Genomic DNA, 17,476 nt, shown 5'->3' on the forward strand with positions numbered 1-17,476 from the left:
GACCTATCCGAAGAGCTTCTTGAGCTCGGCGTTGACCTTCGTCTCCGCGGTGGCGAGCGTGGCCTTCGGGTCGCCGTTCTTGCGGACGCTGTTGGTGAACGCGTCGGTCAGGGCGGTGATCATGGACTGGGTCCAGCCGATGTTGTCGAAGTGCCCGAACTCGTTGAAGAGCTTGACGCCCTCGGCCGGCAGACCCGACTTGAGCTTGGTGGCGGACTGGGCGATGGAGGTGCGCGGCGGGATGTGGAAGCCGTACGAGGTGGCCCAGTCCTCCTGGTACTTCTTCTGGTCGATCCACAGCCACTTCACGTATTCCTTGGCCGCGTCGACGTTCTTGCCCTTGGCGTTGACGAACATCGACCAGCCGCCGTTGTAGACCGACTGCTTGCCGTTGTCGCCGACCTTGGGGAAGGGGAAGATGCCGAGGTCGTCGCCGAGGGCCTTCTGCATCGCGGGCATCGCCCACATGCCGCAGAACTGGATGGCGCACAGGCCCTGGTTGATCGCGGACGGGTCCCAGTAGTCGGCCGGGGCGTCGAGGAGCAGGTTGCCGCTGGTGAACAGCTGGCGCAGCTGCTTCATGCCGGCGGCGACCGCGTCCGTGTTGAAGGCGGGCTTGTTGTCGGCGGTGAGGGTGTCGGCGCCGGCCGACCACAGGAGCGGGTTGATGGCCGGGGTGAGGTCGTTGCCGAGGAAGACGCCCTTGACCTTGCTGGTGGTGAGCTTCTCCGCGGCCTCGAGCAGCTCGTCGAGGGTGGTCGGCACATCGACCTTGGCCGCCGCCAGCATCGACTTCCGGTAGAAGAAGAACTGCGGGTCGTCGATCATGCGGACGCCGTATATCTTCCCGTCCACCGTGTGCGACTTGATGTCGGCCGGGTTGAAGTCGTCCTTGACCGGGTCGATGATGTCGGTCAGGTCAGCCACCTGGCCGCTCTTCACGAGCTGGATCTGCGGGTGGAACTCGAAGAGGTCGGGCGCCTGCTTGGTGAGCAGCGACGAGAAGAGCTTGGCCTCGAAGGTGTTGCCGGTGATCCAGTTGGTGGTCACGTTGGCCTTCGTGTACGCCTTCGCGTACCGCTTGATCGCCTGCTCCGTGCCCGCTTCGCCGTAGGCGTGGAACATCTGGGTGAGCTGGGTTCCCGACCCTCCGCTCCCGCCTCGGCCGTTGTTGCCGCCGCACGCGGCCAGCCCGCCGGCGGCGGCCAGACCCATCGCGGCCTGCAGAACGTTTCGACGGTTCCAGTTGGGAGTGCTCATTGCCGACATGCTGACGTCCTTGTCTCGAATACGGCTGCGGCTCTGTGCCTTGGCTCTGCGGCTCAGTGCCAGGTGGCTCAAATGTTCTTGCGGTGCGGGACGTTAACCTTCGGCTAAGCCTTCGGCAAGGGGTTGGACGAAGTCTGCTCGAAGCGTTGTGCAGTGTTCGGAATACCGGACGTCGCGGGGTTGCGGGCCGCCGCACCAGCGGCCCACAACCCCCTTGCGGGTGTTACGTGTTACTGCCTGGACCAGGCCTGGTTGGTCCCGCCGTTGCAGGACCACAGGCCGACCTTGCTGCCGTCGGCGGTCGCCTGTCCGCCGACGTCCAGGCACTGCCCGGACGCCTCGCTGACGACCTGTCCGTTGGCGTTCAGCAGCCATCGCTGGCTGCCGTCACGGGTCGCTTCCGGGTTCGTGGTGAGCCCCGAACTCCCCGCGGTCAGATAGCCGTTCACGCCCTTCAGGCGGCCCTTGGCGTCGTACGACCACGACTGCGCGGTGCCGTCCGTGCAGGTGGTGATCGCGGCGCCCGAGGTGTCCGCGGTCAGGCACTTGCCGGACTGCTTGCCCCGCAGCGCGCCCGTGACGGCCGAACTGCCGTGTCCCTTCTGGTCGAGGACGTACGTCGTGATGGACCGGGCCGGCAGGGTCGCCGACGCCGTGCCACCCTTGACCGCGGGCTTGGCCACGTTCGCCCAGCTCTCGGTCGCCGAGGTGCGCACGGCTTTGCTCGCGCGCACCGGCGAGCTGCTGTTGAAGTGCAGGTTCAGCGCGGTGTCGGTGGTGTTGTGGTTGTTGGCCACGACCACCCACTTGCCGTTGTCGTCGTAGGTCGACACCTCGACGCCGTCCGGAACGCCGGTCACGTTGTGGGCGACCGAGCCCGGCCGGACGAACTTGCTGTACTGGCCGAGCGCGTAGTACCGCTTGGTGAAGTACAGGGTCTGATTGCCGTTGGTGGCGTAGTCGGGGTCGTAGTAGATCAGGCCGTCGTTCCAGCCCTCGGAGTTCTTCGCGAGGGGGTCGGAGCCGATCATCTCGGACAGGGCGACCCACCACTGGAACGCCGAGTCGTGCGCGGTCGCGAAGTCCTTGTAGATGATCCGGGAGAGGTTCAGACCACCGTCGATCGTGGGGTCGTACTCCTGCGCCCAGCCCGTGCCGCCGTTGCCGAAGCAGCAGATCTCCGTGGACCAGGACTGCTTGCCGACCGACTTGGACGTCTCGTAGACCTTCGCCCGCTGGTCGTCGCCCGGGTTGTTGTACGTGTGGTGGGCGAGCCTGTCGACGTACTGCGCGGTGTCCGGCTGCGAGATCCACTGCGGGAGCTCGGTGTTGAAGCCGACCGTGCTGCTGGACTCGTCGGCGATGATGCCCGTTCTCTGGTGCCGGGCCTGCTGCTCGGCGCCCAACGCCCGCACGATGTCGTCGCGTTGGTCGACCGGTACCAGCATGCCCTCCTGGCCGCAGTCGTCGAAGCTGTTCGTCGGCTCGTTGAAGGGGCTGATGTAGTCGATCTTCACGCCTTGCCCGGCGAAGTGGGCCGTGACGTCGGCGACGTACTTCGCGTAGTCCTGGGTGTTCTCCGCCTTCAGATAGCCGCCGCAGCTCTTGGCGTTGGTCTTCCACTGCGCGGGCGCGCTGTTGACGAAGGCGATCAGGTCCTTCACGCCGTACTTGGCGGCGGCGTACAGGTAGGAGCGGCCCGCCTTGTCCTTGCTCCAGTCGTACGACCCGTCGGCCTTCACGAAGGTCTCGGGAGCGCGCGGCGCGTAGGTCACGCCGGTGCCGCCACCGCCGATGTTGTAGCGGTAGCTGCTGAGCGCCAGACCGTCCTTGGAGAACAGCAGCCTGGCCACCCGGGCCTGGACCTTCGGGTCGAAGTTCTTCAGGTCGTTGACCCACCAGGCGCCCGAGGCACCGATGTTGTCGATGGTCTGGGCGGCGTGCGGGGACACTTCGGCAGCCGTGGGGGTGGCGGCCGAGGCGGGTGGAGCGGATATCAGGGGCCCGGCGACAGCGAACGCGGCTGCGGCTGTCAGCAGGGCCGATCTCCTGCGGTGGGGGTGAGACACGTGCATCCCTTCCGTCGTCATGAAGGTGGTGCGGTGCGGTACGGCTCCTAGCGGGGGTTGTGGGTCTTCACCCTCGCCGGGGTGGTGCGTTTCGCGGACCTCTGCCCGACCGACTGGAGCGCCCCTTCGAGCGCGAACGTCGCCGCACCCAGACACGCCGGGTCCGTGGGGATCGGGGAGAGGACGATCTCGGTGGCCGCCATCGGCCGGGGCAGCGCGTGCCGGGCGACGGCCTCGCGCACCTCCGCGACCAGGGGCTCGCCCAGGGCGGACGCGACCCAGCTGCTGAGCACGACCACCTCGGGGTTCAACAGGTTGACCAGGTGCGCGATGGAGGCGCCCAGATAGCGGGCGGTGTGCCTCACGACCTTCAGCGCCACCGGGTCCTGCGTGAGCATCCCCCGGGCCAGCGCGGCGATCGTCGCCGTCTGGTCACCCGGGTGCAGCAGCTCGCTGTCGGGGCTCAACTCCCGCAGGTTCAGCATGATCCCGGGCGCCCCCACGTACGTCTCCACACAGCCGTGGTTGCCGCAGCGGCACAGGCGTCCGTCCAGCACGATCGTGTTGTGGCCCCACTCGCCGGCGCTGTTGGAGACACCGCGGTGCAGTCCGCCGCCCAGGATCAGTCCGGCGCCCACGCCGGTCCCGAGGTTGACCACCACGGCGTTCCCGCGCCCACGTGCGGCCCCGAACCACAGCTCGGCCACCGCGCCGGCGCGCAGCGGGTTGTCCAGGTACAGGGGGTAGGCGATGTACTCGGAGAGCAGGTCGAGCAGTGGCACGTCGTGCCAGTCCCAGTTGGGCGCGTACTCCGAGATGCCGGTGGCGCGGTCCACCTGCCCCGGCACGCTCACCCCGACGCCCAGCACCCGGGCGCCCTCGATGCCGGCCTGGGTGACCACCGACCCGACGGCGGCGGCGACATGGCCGACGACCTGCTCGGGGAGGCTCTCGCCGGGGCGGACGTCCTCCTCGGCGCGGGCCAGGACGTTCAGCGCGAGGTCGAACAGCTCGACATGGACGTAGGTCTCCGCGATGTCGACGCCGATCAACGCGCCCCCCGACGCGTTGACGGCCACGAGTCCCCTGGGGCGCCCGCCGGCCGACTCCTCGAAGCCGACCTCCGTGATCATGCGCAGGTCGAGCAGCTCGCCCACCAGCGTGGCGACGGTGGCCAGGCTCAGCCCGGTGGCCGCCGCCAGCTCCTGCCGGGAGGTGGGCGACTCGGCGATGATCTGGCGCAGCACCTCGTAGCGGTTCGCGGTGCGGATGTCGCGTGATGTGCCGCGCCTCATCGGGCTTCCCTCCCTGGCCAGCGTCGGTGTATTTCCTTCTGCCGGGGGTCCGGGGGTTGTCCCCCGGGAAAGCACAGCATCGGTGCCGACCCCCATCCCTTCAGCTCATGCCGGGACGACAGTGGCACCGGCGCGGCGCAAGGCTATGGGCTGCGGAGGACTTTCGACAAGGGGTTAGGAAAGGGGCTTTATAAAGTCAGTCGGCGAGTACGCTCCGGACGAAGACGTTGGCGAATTTTCCCTCGGGGTCCAGCTCACGCGCCAGCTTCCGGAAGTCGCCGAGCCGCGGGTAGCGCTCACCCAGCACCTCCGCGGGCGTCGTGAACACCTTCCCCCAGTGCGGCCGCGCGTCGAAGGGGTCCAGCGCCTGCTCCAGCCGGCGCACCACCGGCGTGACGGCCGCCGTGTCCTCGATCCAGGTGAAGTGCAGGGCCACCGTGTCCCGGCCGTGGGCGGGGCTCAGCCACTGCTCGTCGGCTGCCATGGTCCGCACCTCGCAGATCTGCAGCACCCCGGCGACGGTGTCCCGGATGGCGTCCACCGCCTGCAGCGCCGCCACGGCGTACTCGCGCGGCAGGAGGTACTCCGACTGGAGCTCCTCCCCGCTGCTCGGTGTGAACTCGGCCCGGAAATGCGGCAGTCGGTCGTGCCAGGGTCCAGGAACCCCGAACTGCTCGGTGCAGTTGAGCGCGGGCATCCCCGGCACCGGGTGCATCTTCTCGGTGGCGGGCGTGGCCCACGGGAAGTCGGTGAGCGGCTGGTCCGCCCGACGCTTGACCCACACCTGCCTGAAGCCCGGGGCCCGCCAGTCGGTGAACAGGCTGACGCTGTACGCCGAGGACATGATCGTCTCGAAGGCCGCCGAATCCAGCCCGGCGAGGGGGAGTTCGGTGAAGACGTACTGCTCCACGTCGAAGGACGGGACCAGGTCCAGGGTGAGCGCGGTGACGACACCCAGGGCGCCCAGCGAGGTGACCGCGCCGCCGAACCGCTCGTCGTCCCGGCCGATCGTCAGAGCGGACCCGTCCGCGGTGATCAGCTCAACCTCGCGCACAGCGGATGCCAACGGGGCGTTGCCGACACCGGAACCGTGGGTGCCGGTCGCCACCGAGCCGGCCACCGAAATGTGCGGCAGCGAAGCCATGTTGGGCAGCGCGAGGCCGTGGGCGTACACCGTGCGGGCGAGTTCGGCGTACCGGACGCCGCCCGAGACCCGTACCGTACGGTCCGAGGTGTCCACGTCGATCACCGGCGGCAGGTCGGCGATGGAGAGCAGGACGCCCTCGGGGCCCGGCTCGGCGATCTCGTTGAAGGAGTGCCCGCTGCCCAGCACCCGCACCCTCGCGCTGTCGGCGACCAGGGCGGCGACCCTGTCGAGGGAGTGGGGCCGGTGCAGTTCCTTGGCGGCGTAGGTGATGTTCCCCGCCCAGTTGGTGATCTTCTCGGACATGTCCGTCGTTCCTTCCGGGGTGCACGTATGCGTTGACCCTCTCATTTCCCGACACATAACGTAGAGAGCGTTTTCTACGACTCTCTGGAGGGTCCCCACCTTGACCGAGCGACCCCGGGCGCTGTTCGCCATGACCGCCGAGAACGTGCCGCTGGTCTTCCCGCCCGAGGTGCTGGACCGCCTGCGGGCCGTCGTGGACATCGATCCCGGGATCGTGGCCGAGGACCTCACCGATCCGCGGCTCACGGACGTCCTGGCCCGTACCGAGATCCTGGTGACCGGCTGGGGCTGCCCCCGTCTGGACGCGGCCGCCCTCGACGCGCTTCCCGAACTCCGTGCCGTCCTGCACTCGGCCGGCTCGGTCAAGGGCTTCGCCACTCCGGAGATCTGGCGGCGCGGCATCGCCGTTTCCTCGGCCGCCGAGGCCAACGCGCTGCCCGTCGCCGAGTACACGCTCGCCATGATCCTGCTGGCAGGCAAGGACGTCCTCGTACGCCGCGAGCGGCTGCGCGCCGAGCGGGCGTTCCCCGGCTGGGGGATCGTGCCGGGGATCGGCAACCACGGACGCCGGGTCGGCGTGATCGGGGCGTCACGGATCGGGCGGAAGGTCATCGAACTGCTGCGGCCCTTCGACCTCGCGGTGAGCCTGACCGACCCGTACGTCGACGAGAGCACGGCCCTGAAGCTGGGCGCCTCCCCACTGGGCCTCGACGAACTGCTGCGCACCTCGCAGATCGTGACCGTGCACGCCCCCGAGACCCCCGAGACCCGGCACCTGATCGGCCGCCGAGAACTGGCCCTGATGCCGGACCGCGCGGTGCTGATCAACACCGCGCGCGGGAGCCTCGTCGACACGGACGCCCTCGTCGACGAACTGCGCACCGGCCGGCTCAGCGCGATCCTCGACGTGACCGACCCCGAGCCCCTGCCCGCCGACTCGCCCCTCCACGACCTCCCGAACGCCTTCGTCACCCCGCACCTCGCGGGATCCCAGGGCAACGAACTGGCCCGGCTGGGGCTGGCGGTCGTAGGGGAGGCGGAGCGGGTGGCGGCCGGGGAGGGGCCGGCGTTCCCGGTGGCCTATGAAGGGCTGGAGCGAACGGCCTGAGATGCGGATTTCGTCGTTCTGGAACCGTATAGCGGTCCAATACGGCTGAGATATGGCCTCGTGGTCGCTGAATCAGTAGCGTTCTGCTCCATGGCTTCCGATCTGCTTCCCGAGACCGACCTCACCCGCCATCGCCGGCTCCGCGAGCAGGGCAGCCGCGACCGGGCGGACCTGGAGGCGATCCTCGACGCCGGGTTCGTCTGTCATCTGGGTGTGGTGGTCGAGGGGCGGCCCTTGGTCGTGCCCACGGTGTACGGGCGGGACGAGCGGCAGCTCTACCTGCACGGCTCGGTGGCCAGTCGAAGTCTCGCGGGCGGTACGCCGGTCTGTGTCACGGTCACCCATGTCGACGGGCTGGTGCTCGCGCGGTCCGTCTTCGAGCACGGCGTCAACTACCGCAGCGCCGTGATCCACGGCGAGGCCCGCAAGGTGACCGACCCGCAGGAGAAACTGGCGGGCCTGCGCCTGCTGACCGAACACACGGCACCCGGTCAGTGGTCGTACGCGCGCGAGCCGAGCCGTAAGGAACTGGCCGCCACCACCCTGCTCGCCCTGCCCCTCGACGAGGCCTCCGTCAAGATCCGCATCGGTGCGCCCGACGACGGCGACGGACCCGACGCGGAGCTGGGGCTGTGGGCCGGTGTGCTTCCGCTCACGTCCGTGTGGGGCGCGCCCGTTCCCGACCCTCTGCTGCCTCCACAAACGCCCGTGCCATCCCATATCGGGCGCCGTGAGGGGACCCGGCACGGGTGATGTCGGTGCGAGGGCATACCGTGAGGAGTCGGTCGTACGTCTGAGCCGGGAGGAGAACACGGGATGGGCAGCCGTACCGCGCTGGTCGAGGATCTGATGGAGCGGTTCCCGGAGGTTCCGCGGGAAGCCGTCTTCAAGGAGGACCTGCTGCGAGGTGGCGTGGCCTTCGACCCCTCCGCCCTCAGCGACAACGAGTCGGGCGAGGTGAAGCCGAAGTCCTACTTCATCTTCTCCTTCGACCACGGCACCCTGCCCGAGCTGGGCGAGGCCGCGCTGCGCCGCCCGCCCGAGGAGATCATCCTCACGGGCGGGCCGTACGACCTGCGGCGGACCGTGGTGTCGGTGCGGGTCAACCCGTCCTCGCCGTACCGCGTGGCCGCCGACGAGGAGGGGCTGCTCGGGCTCTACCTCGACGGGAAGCGGATCGCCGACGTGGGTGTGCCGCCGATGCCGGAGTACTACCGGCACAAGCTCTCCAACGGGAAGTCCGTCATGGAGGTCGCCCCGACCATCCAGTGGGGCTACCTCGTCTATCTGACCGTCTTCCGGGTGTGCCAGTACTTCGGCGCCAAGGAGGAGTGCCAGTACTGCGACATCAACCACAACTGGCGCCAGCACAAGGCGGCGGGACGGCCGTACACCGGGGTCAAGGACGTCGACGAGGTCCTCGAAGCCCTGGAGATCATCGACCGGTACGACACCGCGAAGACGTCCACCGCCTACACCCTCACCGGCGGCGCGATCACCTCGAAGCTCCAGGGCCGCGACGAGGCCGACTTCTACGGTCTGTACGCCAAGGCCATCGAGGAGCACTTCCCCGGGCGGTGGATCGGCAAGGTCGTCGCCCAGGCGCTGCCGCGCGACGACGTGCAGCGGTTCAAGGACTACGGCGTGCAGATCTACCACCCCAACTACGAGGTGTGGGACGAGTACCTCTTCAAGATGTACTGCCCCGGCAAGGAGCGGTACGTCGGCCGGGACGAGTGGCACAAGCGGATCCTGGACTCGGCCGAGGTGTTCGGCGCGCGCAATGTGATCCCCAACTTCGTGGCGGGCGTGGAGATGGCGGAGCCCTTCGGCTTCAAGACCGTCGACGAGGCCATCGCCTCCACGACCGAGGGCCTGCGCTTCTTCATGTCCCAGGGGATCACGCCCCGCTTCACCACCTGGTGCCCCGAGCCGACGACCCCGCTCGGCAAGGCCAACCCGCATGGCGCGCCGCTGGAATACCACATCCGGCTCCTTCAGGCCTACCGCCAGACGATGGATGACTTCGGGCTGTCCTCCCCGCCCGGATACGGCCCGCCCGGACCCGGTCGTGCCGTCTTCTCGGTGAGCTCCTTCATGGACAGCCTCCCGGCGGCGCCGGAGCCGGCGGAGGTCTGACGCGCGTCGCGCAGGGCGTCAGCCGACGTCGAGCGCGGCGAGCAGTGCGGTGACCGGGCGGCCCGGACGCAGTGTCCACCTCGGGGCCGCGGCCAGTTTGGCGACGGCCGTGGCCACCCAGTCCGGGTCGCCGAGCAGGTGGGCGGCCTTCGCCGCGGACAGCTTCCGGAACAGGTCGCCCAGCCAGTACAGGTGCATGTAGTCGTACGGGCGCTCGTGGTGGGTGTAGACCACTGACCAGCCTTCGTACGGATGCCGGACGTAGGCCCCGACGGAGCACGCCCTGGGGCCGGCCCCCATGTAGCTGTTGCCCAGCGTGTCGAGAACGCCCATGGTGCGGGTGGTGTGCCAGGCCCGGGTGATGCCCGACACCCTCAGGTCGACGACCCTGGTCCACGGCACCGCCGCGACCGCCTCGGGCACCCCGCGCTCGTGGTGTTCCATGCCGTCCCGCGTGAGCACCACGCACGAACCCTTGCCGCGTGTCGGGTCGCCGATGATCCAGCGGTCCCCGACCAGTTCCAGCGGTCCCAGCGACTGCGACATGATCCCCCCCCGGTAGGTCGTCCATCGCCCTGGCCTGCCGGACTCGATTCTCTGTGACATCTGGTTCGTGTGAGGCAGGATTGATACGTTCCCGCTTCCGATCCGTATCAGAGGTTGTAGCTCCGCGCAGCATGTGCCGTGGGCAGTGGACCGAACCCACGGTAACCGATTTGAATGGCCTGCTTGTCAGTTGTGTGGGAGACGTGAAAGGGTCCTGTCCTGCCGCGAGGTTCCCCCCAACTCCTTTGCCAGTATGGCGAGTTGACCTCGCTTTCGACGCAGGAGACTCATGCCCGACCTGCCGAGCCCCCAGGACGCCGCCGAGGCCGCTCTGTTCTCCGAGTGCTGGGATGCCGTGCTGTCGTACGCCGATCTGTGCACGGCCGGCTCCGCCGCCGCCACCGAACTCGCCACGGAGGCGTTCTCCTTCGGGATGCGCGAGGTCCGTGACGCGGAGGCCGTCGTCCGCGGTGCCGGCCGCCGTCCGGTCCGGTTGCCCCGGATACCCCTGCTGCTGACGGCCGTTCGCATCACGGCGGCGGACTGGGAGACACGGGGCCTCGGCCACCGGCTCGACCCCGATCTGCGACTGTGGCTCAACTCCGAGAAAGCCGCCCGCTACACCGGCCCGCCGCTCCAGCGGCCGATCGCGCTGCGCGGACTGCGTGACCTCCAGGCGGCGGACGCCGAACTGCTGTGGATGTCCGAGGTGGAGGCACTGCCGCCCGGCGTGGTGGCCCGCAGGCTCGGCCTCGACCCGGCCACCGTCGGGGACGAACTCGCCCAGGTACGGGGCCTGTTCCGGGACCGCAGCCACCGCAACCATCTCGACACGCCGATGGACGCGCAGTGCCGCAGCTACGCCCGGCTGCTGGACGCGGTCACCCGCTCCCCCTCCGGCGAGACCCCGAACGACCTCTCCCGTCACCTCGCGCGCTGCGTGGAGTGCGCGGAGGCCGCCGCCTGCCTTCGACTGCACGGCGGCGGACTGCCCGCGGCCCTTTCCGGCGGGGTGATCGGCTGGGGCGGACTCGCCTATCTGGAGCGCCGACGCCGGGCCGCCGAGGTGCGCCTGGGCGCCGGTCGCCCTGCCGCCCTGGAGAGCGGGCCCCCGGACCCCGACGCGCACAAGGCCAAGGTCGTGCGCAACGGACTGCTCGTCGCGGCCGTCCTCGTCTCCGGCCTCGCCCTCGCCGTCTCGATGACCCCGGGCGGCGACACGGAGGCCGGTACGGCCAAGCCGGGCGTCGGCACCACCGCCGACGGCCTTCCCGTGTCCAACCCCGGCGCGGCCATTCCCTCGGCCACCTCGCGGGCGCCCGGTTCGGCGGAACCCTCGGAGGCGACCGCGGCGAACCCGTCCGAGTCCACGGCCGCGAAGAACTCCGACCCGGAACCCCAGGGCACCTCCTCCGCCGGAGCCGAGGCGCCGGAGCCCAGCGAGAGCGTCACACCGGCCTGCCAGGTCGAGTACACCCTCGTCAACCAGTGGCCCGACGGCTTCCAGGCCGCCGTCACCGTCACCAGCCGCGAGGCCCTCGACGACTGGCGGGTCGAGTGGTCCTTCAAGGACGGCCAGAAGGTGACGCAGATGTGGGACGCGAGCTACACACAGAGCGGCACGAAGGTCACCGCGACGCCCGCCGACTACAACAAGTCGGTCCCCGCGAACGGTTCGCTCTCCTTCGGCCTCCTCGCCTCCTGGCAGAACAAGAACACACCGGCATACGACTTCTCCCTCAACGGCCAGGAGTGCGCGAAGTCCTGACGCCGCGCCGTTCATCGCCGGGTGCGGGTGAGTTGTGGCTGGTCGCGCAGTTCCCCGCGCCCCTGAGTGGGTGCAGTCGAAGATGCCCAGCTGTACCGGCCCAGGGGCGCGGGGAACTGCGCGACCAACCCCCACCGGCCTGCACCCGCCGAACTGCCCCTACGGTGCCGCCCACAACCCCCGCACATGACCGATGTGCCGAGTCATCACCTCCCGCACCGCCCCCTCGTCGCGGGCGACCAACGCGTCGAGGAGTTCGAGGTGTTCCTCGGCGGAGGCAAGGAGGCGGCCGGACTTCACCAGGGGCGTGAGGCCGTACAGACGGGAGCGTTTGCGGAGGTCGCCGACCACCTCGACCAGGTGGGCGTTGCCCGCCAGAGCGAGCAGACCCAGGTGGAAGCGGGTGTCGGCCTCGACGTACGCGATGAGGTCACCGGACACGGCCGCCTGGACGATCTCCCGGGCGGCGGGGCGCAGCGCCTCCAGGGAGATCGGGTCGGCGGTCGAGGCCAGCTCCACCACGGTGGGGATCTCGATGAGCGAGCGGATGTGGGTGTACTCGTCGAGTTGCTTCTCGGAGACCGCGGTGACCCGGAACCCCTTGTTGGGGACGGTGTCGACGAGCCCCTCCTTCGCGAGGTCCAGCATCGCCTCGCGCACGGGCGTCGCCGAGACGCCGAAGCGGGCGGCCAGCGCAGGCGCCGAGTGCACCTGCCCCGGGAGCAGCTCGCCCGCGATCAGCGCGGCCCGCAGGGCGTCGGCGACCCGCTCCCGGTAGCTGCTCTTCTTGCCCCCCAGGACGGGCAGGACGGGCGTGGCGGCGGGGGCGGCCCCGGCGGGGGCGCTGGATCGCTGGGCGGCCATGAAGGTATCTCCTAGTGGTGCAATGTCACGCGTCACCGGCATTGTCCTCGCCCCGGGCCGGAGGTCTACAGGACGAACCCTGCCGGGAACGGGTCGGTCGGGTCGAGCAGGTACTGGGCCGTGCCGGTGATCCAGGCGCGGCCGGTGAAGCTGGGCAGGACGGCGGGCCGGCCCGCGACCTCGGTGGTGCCGAGGAGCCGGCCGGTGAACTGCGTCCCGATAAAGGACTCGTTCACGAACTCGGTGTGCAACGGGAGTTCACCGCGCGCGTGCAACTGGGCCATGCGTGCGCTGGTGCCGGTGCCGCAGGGGGAGCGGTCGAACCAGCCGGGGTGGATGGCCATCGCGTGCCGGGAGTGCCGGGCGTCGGAGCCGGGCGCGATCAGGTGGACGTGGTGACAGCCCCGGATGGACGGATCGTCCGGATGGACGGGCTCCTCCTCGGAGTTGATCGCCTCCATGAGGGACAGGCCCGCTTTCAGGATGTCGTCCTTGCGGGCCCGGTCGAAGGGCAGCCCGAACTGGTCCAGCGGCAGGATGGCGTAGAAGTTGCCGCCGTACGCCATGTCGTATGTCACCGTGCGCCCGTCGGCGAGTGCGATCTTGCGGTCGAGGGCGATGGAGAAGGACGGCACGTTCTGCAACGTGACGTTCTTCGCCCTGCCGTCCTCCACCGCGACCTCCGCGACGACCAGGCCTGCCGGAGTGTCGAGCCGGATCGTCGTGACCGGCTCGACGACCTCGACCATCCCGGTCTCCACCAGCACGGTCGCCACCCCGATCGTGCCGTGTCCGCACATCGGCAGATAACCCGAGACCTCGATGTAGACGACACCCCAGTCGCAGTCCGGGCGGGCCGGCGGCTGGAGGATCGCCCCGCTCATCGCCGAGTGGCCGCGCGGCTCGTTCATCAGGAGCTGCTTGATGTCGTCGCGGTGCTCACGGAAGTACAGCCGACGCTCGTTCATGGTCGCGCCGGGGATCGTGCCGATACCACCGGTGATCACGCGGGTGGGCATGCCCTCGGTGTGCGAGTCGACGGCGTGCAGGACGAGTTTGCTGCGCATGACGCTCCTGGTGATCGAGAGGGACGGGGACGGCGGTGGCCTACGCGAGTCCGGCGGCGACCGCCTGCTCGGTGGCGGCCCGCACGACGGCCTCCTGCTCGGGCAGCAACGGGACCCGCGGCGCACGGCAACTCCCGCCGTGGCGGCCCACGATGTCCATCGACAACTTGATCGCCTGCACGAACTCGACCTTGGAGTCCCAGCGCAGCAACGGATGCAACTGCTCGTACAGCTTCTTCGCGGTGGCGAGGTCGCCCGCCACGGCCGCCCGGTACAGCTCGACGGAGGACCTGGGCAGCGCGTTCGGGTAACCGGCCACCCAGCCCTTGGCCCCCGCGAGCGCGAGTTCCAGCAGGACGTCGTCGGCGCCGATCAACAGGTCCAGTTCCGGGGCGAGTTCGGCCAGCTGGTAGGCGCGGCGGACATCACCGGAGAACTCCTTGACCGCGCGGATGAGCCCCTCGCCGTACAGCTTGGCCAGCAGCTCCGGGACGAGGTCGACCTTGGTGTCGATCGGGTTGTTGTACGCCACCACCGGCAGACCCGCCTTCGCGACCTCGGCGTAGTGCGCGAGGACCGAACGCTCGTCGGCGCGGTACGCGTTGGGCGGCAGCAGCATCACGGAGGCGCAGCCCGCGTCACGCGCCTGCTCGGCCCAGCGGCGCGACTCCGCCGAGCCGTAGGCGGCGACGCCCGGCATGACCCGCTCGCCGCCGATCGCCGCCACGGCCGTCTCGACGACCTTGGCACGCTCCTCGGGCGTGAGCACCTGGTACTCGCCGAGCGACCCGTTCGGTACGACGCCGTCGCAGCCGTTCCCGACCAGCCAGGCGCAGTGTTCGGCGTACTTGTCGTGGTTCACGGAGAGGTCGTCGTTCAGCGGCAGTGCCGTCGCGACGAGGACTCCGCGCCAGGGGCGAAGGTCGGTGGCTGTCATCTGTGATGCCCTCTCCATGGGGTGTGACATATCACTGGGGTTCCGTCTCTCCGGCCCGGGCCAGCACGCCCAGCGGTACCGGCCGCGCGAACGGTCTGCGTCCCGGCGTCTCCGCGCACCCGGCGACCCCCGCGACCCCGGGCCCGCACACCCGGCCCTGGCACCAGCCCATCCCGGCCCGCGTCAGCAGCTTCACGGTCCGCAGGTCGCCGGCGCCGAGCTCGCGCACCGCCTCCCGTACCGTGCCGGCCGACACCTCCTCGCAGCGGCACAGCACCGTGTCGTCGGTGACCTGCTCGGCCCAGTGCGCGGGCGGCGCGTACACGGAGTCGACGGCGGCGACGAACGCGCGCAGCTTCGTACGGGTGCGGGCGGCGGCGGCCCACCCGCTCGGGTCCGGTTCCTGCCCCGCTGCCCGCGCCGCGATCGACCGCCCGGCGATGTGCCCCTCGGCGAGGGAGAGGGCCGAGCCGCCGATCCCGGTGGTCTCGCCCGCCGCCCACACCCCCGGCACGTCGGTGCGCTGCTCGTCGTCGACGTACACGTCCGTCCCCTCGACGCGGCAGCCCAGCGCGTCGGCGAGATCGGTGTGGGGCAGCATGCCGTGCCCCACGGCAAGGGTGTCGCACGCCAGGCGCCGCCGGGTGGCCGGGCGTACCCGGCCGTCCCGGTCGAGCGCCGCGATCGTCACCGCCTCCAGCCGCTCGGTGCCGTGCGCCTCCACGACGGTGTGGTGGAGGAGCGTGCGGACACCGTGCCGGAGCAACTGCCCCGCGTACCCGGCGCCTTCGGCGACCTTGGCCGGGTGGGCAGACAGTGCCGGGGACCGTCGTACGAACGCCCTGGGGTCGGCCGAGTCCACCAGCGCGGCGACCGTCGCGCCCGCCGCGGCGAGGCCGGTCGCCACCGGCAGCAGCAGCGGTCCGGTCCCGGCGACGACGGCGATGCGGCCGGGCAGCACGAGGCCGCCCTTGAGCATGGCCTGCGCCCCGCCCGCCGTGACGACACCGGGCAGGGTCCAGCCGGGGAAGGGCAGCACCTTCTCGTAGCCGCCGGTGGCGAGGAGAACGGCGTCGGCGCGCACCTCGGCCGGCGTCTCCTGCTCGGGTCCGAGCAGGGCGTGCACGGTGAGTCCGGCGGTGCCCCGGCGCTCGACGAACCAGACATGATGATCCGTCAGATGCCGTACGGCGCCTGCCCGTACGTGGGTGTCCAGCCCGTCGCGCAGCCTCTGCCAGGTCCGCCGCTGATGGTGCAGTGCCTGTGGACGACGGGCACCGAACCCCGGCGCGGGCTGCCGGTAGAACTGCCCGCCCGACTCCGCCGCCGAGTCGATCAGGGTGACGTGGACCCCGCGTGCGGCTGCCGCGAGGGTGGCCGCAAGGCCGGCCGGGCCCGCGCCGATCACCGCGAGGTGGGGCCGTTCACGGTTCGGCTCAGTCATCGTGGCCCGTTCCCTCCTGAGTACGGATCGCGTCGCCGGGCCGCAGCGGCACCAGACAAGCCCGCTGGTTCGGGCGGTCGTTGACGGTCACCAGGCAGTCGAAACAGACGCCGATCCCGCAGAAGATCCCGCGCGGGCGGCCCTCGCCCCTGGTGGTACGCCACGAGGTGACGCCGGCCGTCCACAGCGCGGCGGCGACGGTCTGCCCGGGCAGCGCCTCGATCTCCCGTCCGTCGAGGGTGACGACGAAGGCGGGCCCAGGTTCGGCACGCACCAGCTCCAGCGGGTTCACGAGGCCTCCGAGGGGAAACGGTCCGGACGGAACGGTGAGAGGTCGAGGCCGGGAGCCCGGCCGGTGATGACGTCGGCGATCAACTGCCCGGTCCCGGTGGACAGTCCGATGCCCGCACCCTCGTGCCCGCACGCGTGGAACAGTCCGGGCACCCGCGGGTCGGGTCCGATCGCGGGCAGGTGGTCCGGCATGTACGGCCGGAAACCCAGGTACGTCCGCATCGCGCGCACCCGCTCCAGGAACGGGAACAGCCGGGTCGCGCCCGCCGCCAGCGTCCGCAGCGCGGGCAGCGACAACGACCGGTCGAAGCCCACCCGTTCACGCGTCGCACCGATCAGGACCGGACCGGCGGCCGTCCCTTCGACGACCGGCGAGGTCTGGAGGGCCGCCGAGTCGCTGGCCACGTCGGCGACATAGTCGGCGGCGTACACCTTGTGGCGGACCAGACGGGGGAGCGGCTCGGTGACGAGGACGAAGCCGCGCCGGGGGAGCACGGGCAGGCTCACCCCCGCCAGCGCGGCCAGCTCCGCGCCCCAGGTTCCGGCGGCGTTGACGACGTGCGGCGCGTGGATCTCGTCCCGGTCCGTCCGCACACCGCGCACGGCACCGTCGGCGCCGAGCAGCACCCCTGTCACGGTCACGCCGGTGCGCAGACGGGCACGAGAGGCCCGTAGGAGATGGGCCGCGGCCAGCGTGGGCATCACCTGGGCGTCCTGGGGGTAGAGCACACCGCCCGCGAGGCCGGGCGCCAAGTGGGGTTCCAGGTCGCGCAGTTGCTCTGAATCCACCCGCACCGCCCGGACCCCGGCGGCCCGTTGGCCGGTAGCGAACCTCTCCAGGGCTTCCAGGCCGTCGGGGGAGGAGGCGACGACCACGCCGCCCTTGGGTTCGTACTCGATCGCCGTGCCGAGCTCCTCCGCCAGCTCGGTCCACAACCGACCGGAGAGCAGAGCGAGTTCGAGCTCAGGACCTGGTTCCTTGTCCGAGACCAGAAGATTGCCCTCGCCGGCTCCGGTCGTGCCGCCGCCCACCGCGCCGCGGTCGACGACGATCACATCGAGGCCTGCCCGGGCGGCGTACAGGGCACACGCCGCACCCACCATCCCGGCTCCGACGACCACGACATCGCAGGTCAGTGGCTTGCTCACGCCAGTACTATGTCACATGGCTCTCTCCTGGGGAACATCTGTGGGCTCGACCTTGCGTGCGTGGTGGTGTGAGGGACCGG

15 protein-coding genes are annotated in these 17,476 nt (G+C 70.3%); 4 read left to right on the forward strand and 11 right to left on the reverse strand.

What is annotated here, in order from left to right; all coding sequences use genetic code 11:
- Positions 1-3: 3 nt before the first annotated feature.
- The 4 genes from ACFYRX_RS10840 to ACFYRX_RS10855 all read right to left on the reverse strand — a co-directional run bounded on the left by ACFYRX_RS10840 (position 4) and on the right by ACFYRX_RS10855 (position 6,083).
- Complete coding sequence (locus ACFYRX_RS10840; protein WP_389098057.1) at positions 4-1,269, reverse strand: ABC transporter substrate-binding protein; 1,266 nt, start codon at positions 1,267-1,269, stop codon at positions 4-6.
- A 230-nt stretch (positions 1,270-1,499) separates the two neighbouring features.
- Entirely contained in the window at positions 1,500-3,344 is a 1,845-nt protein-coding gene (locus tag ACFYRX_RS10845; RefSeq protein WP_389098059.1) for a glycoside hydrolase, read from the reverse strand.
- Between the two features lie 41 nt (positions 3,345-3,385).
- Positions 3,386-4,633: an ROK family transcriptional regulator gene (locus tag ACFYRX_RS10850; RefSeq protein ID WP_389098061.1), complete on the reverse strand. Its 1,248-nt coding sequence runs from the start codon at positions 4,631-4,633 to the stop codon at positions 3,386-3,388.
- A gap of 196 nt (positions 4,634-4,829) precedes the next feature.
- The gene (locus ACFYRX_RS10855) at positions 4,830-6,083 is read right to left on the reverse strand and encodes a D-arabinono-1,4-lactone oxidase (RefSeq protein WP_389098063.1); all 1,254 of its coding nucleotides are present in this window, start codon (positions 6,081-6,083) and stop codon (positions 4,830-4,832) included.
- A 100-nt stretch (positions 6,084-6,183) separates the two neighbouring features.
- On the opposite strand from ACFYRX_RS10855, the gene ACFYRX_RS10860 reads away from it, so the two are divergent.
- The 3 genes from ACFYRX_RS10860 to ACFYRX_RS10870 all read left to right on the forward strand — a co-directional run bounded on the left by ACFYRX_RS10860 (position 6,184) and on the right by ACFYRX_RS10870 (position 9,330).
- Entirely contained in the window at positions 6,184-7,191 is a 1,008-nt protein-coding gene (locus tag ACFYRX_RS10860) for a hydroxyacid dehydrogenase (protein WP_389098065.1), read from the forward strand.
- Between the two features lie 90 nt (positions 7,192-7,281).
- Positions 7,282-7,944, forward strand: coding sequence for a pyridoxamine 5'-phosphate oxidase family protein (locus ACFYRX_RS10865; RefSeq protein ID WP_389098067.1), 663 nt, complete (start codon positions 7,282-7,284; stop codon positions 7,942-7,944).
- A gap of 63 nt (positions 7,945-8,007) precedes the next feature.
- A complete protein-coding gene (locus tag ACFYRX_RS10870) occupies positions 8,008-9,330 on the forward strand; it encodes a radical SAM protein (protein ID WP_389098069.1) in 1,323 nt (440 codons plus the stop codon).
- A gap of 18 nt (positions 9,331-9,348) precedes the next feature.
- Here the strand turns inward: ACFYRX_RS10870 and ACFYRX_RS10875 are convergent, their stop codons facing one another.
- Entirely contained in the window at positions 9,349-9,876 is a 528-nt protein-coding gene (locus ACFYRX_RS10875) for a hypothetical protein (protein ID WP_389098071.1), read from the reverse strand.
- Positions 9,877-10,165: 289 nt separating this feature from the next.
- Here ACFYRX_RS10875 and ACFYRX_RS10880 point away from each other — a divergent pair, with 289 nt between their 5' ends.
- Positions 10,166-11,644, forward strand: coding sequence for a cellulose binding domain-containing protein (locus ACFYRX_RS10880; RefSeq protein WP_389098073.1), 1,479 nt, complete (start codon positions 10,166-10,168; stop codon positions 11,642-11,644).
- Between the two features lie 159 nt (positions 11,645-11,803).
- Here ACFYRX_RS10880 and ACFYRX_RS10885 read toward each other — a convergent pair whose 3' ends face one another.
- The 6 genes from ACFYRX_RS10885 to ACFYRX_RS10910 form a co-directional block, all read right to left on the reverse strand.
- Positions 11,804-12,508, reverse strand: a complete 705-nt coding sequence (locus ACFYRX_RS10885) for a GntR family transcriptional regulator (RefSeq protein WP_389098075.1) — start codon at positions 12,506-12,508, stop codon at positions 11,804-11,806.
- A gap of 65 nt (positions 12,509-12,573) precedes the next feature.
- Positions 12,574-13,575, reverse strand: coding sequence for a proline racemase family protein (locus ACFYRX_RS10890; protein ID WP_389098077.1), 1,002 nt, complete (start codon positions 13,573-13,575; stop codon positions 12,574-12,576).
- 40 nt (positions 13,576-13,615) lie between these two features.
- A complete protein-coding gene (locus ACFYRX_RS10895) occupies positions 13,616-14,512 on the reverse strand; it encodes a dihydrodipicolinate synthase family protein (protein WP_389098079.1) in 897 nt (298 codons plus the stop codon).
- Between the two features lie 31 nt (positions 14,513-14,543).
- Positions 14,544-15,956 carry an FAD-dependent oxidoreductase gene (locus tag ACFYRX_RS10900; RefSeq protein ID WP_389098081.1) on the reverse strand — a complete coding sequence of 471 codons (1,413 nt, stop codon included), beginning with the start codon at positions 15,954-15,956 and terminating at the stop codon, positions 14,544-14,546.
- A complete protein-coding gene (locus ACFYRX_RS10905; protein ID WP_389098082.1) occupies positions 15,949-16,248 on the reverse strand; it encodes a (2Fe-2S)-binding protein in 300 nt (99 codons plus the stop codon). The genes ACFYRX_RS10900 and ACFYRX_RS10905 overlap by 8 nt, the downstream gene beginning before the upstream one ends.
- Positions 16,245-17,396, reverse strand: a complete 1,152-nt coding sequence (locus tag ACFYRX_RS10910) for an NAD(P)/FAD-dependent oxidoreductase (protein WP_389098084.1) — start codon at positions 17,394-17,396, stop codon at positions 16,245-16,247. Before ACFYRX_RS10910 ends, ACFYRX_RS10905 begins: the two co-directional genes overlap by 4 nt.
- Positions 17,397-17,476: the final 80 nt, after the last annotated feature.

The sequence above is a fragment of the Streptomyces sp. NPDC005374 genome, from assembly GCF_042872225.1.
Classification (GTDB): domain Bacteria; phylum Actinomycetota; class Actinomycetes; order Streptomycetales; family Streptomycetaceae; genus Streptomyces.

Excerpts from the sequence above, each read along its gene's own strand:
- ACFYRX_RS10870 (WP_389098069.1), top strand. The coding sequence starts at position 8,008 with ATGGGCAGCCGTACCGCGCTGGTCGAGGATCTGATGGAGCGGTTCCCG.
- ACFYRX_RS10850 (WP_389098061.1), bottom strand. The coding sequence starts at position 4,633 with ATGAGGCGCGGCACATCACGCGACATCCGCACCGCGAACCGCTACGAG.
- ACFYRX_RS10880 (WP_389098073.1), top strand. The coding sequence starts at position 10,166 with ATGCCCGACCTGCCGAGCCCCCAGGACGCCGCCGAGGCCGCTCTGTTC.
- ACFYRX_RS10875 (WP_389098071.1), bottom strand. The coding sequence starts at position 9,876 with ATGTCGCAGTCGCTGGGACCGCTGGAACTGGTCGGGGACCGCTGGATC.
- ACFYRX_RS10885 (WP_389098075.1), bottom strand. The coding sequence starts at position 12,508 with ATGGCCGCCCAGCGATCCAGCGCCCCCGCCGGGGCCGCCCCCGCCGCC.
- ACFYRX_RS10900 (WP_389098081.1), bottom strand. The coding sequence starts at position 15,956 with ATGACTGAGCCGAACCGTGAACGGCCCCACCTCGCGGTGATCGGCGCG.
- ACFYRX_RS10865 (WP_389098067.1), top strand. The coding sequence starts at position 7,282 with ATGGCTTCCGATCTGCTTCCCGAGACCGACCTCACCCGCCATCGCCGG.
- ACFYRX_RS10890 (WP_389098077.1), bottom strand. The coding sequence starts at position 13,575 with ATGCGCAGCAAACTCGTCCTGCACGCCGTCGACTCGCACACCGAGGGC.
- ACFYRX_RS10895 (WP_389098079.1), bottom strand. The coding sequence starts at position 14,512 with ATGACAGCCACCGACCTTCGCCCCTGGCGCGGAGTCCTCGTCGCGACG.
- ACFYRX_RS10840 (WP_389098057.1), bottom strand. The coding sequence starts at position 1,269 with ATGTCGGCAATGAGCACTCCCAACTGGAACCGTCGAAACGTTCTGCAG.
- ACFYRX_RS10855 (WP_389098063.1), bottom strand. The coding sequence starts at position 6,083 with ATGTCCGAGAAGATCACCAACTGGGCGGGGAACATCACCTACGCCGCC.
- ACFYRX_RS10845 (WP_389098059.1), bottom strand. The coding sequence starts at position 3,344 with ATGCACGTGTCTCACCCCCACCGCAGGAGATCGGCCCTGCTGACAGCC.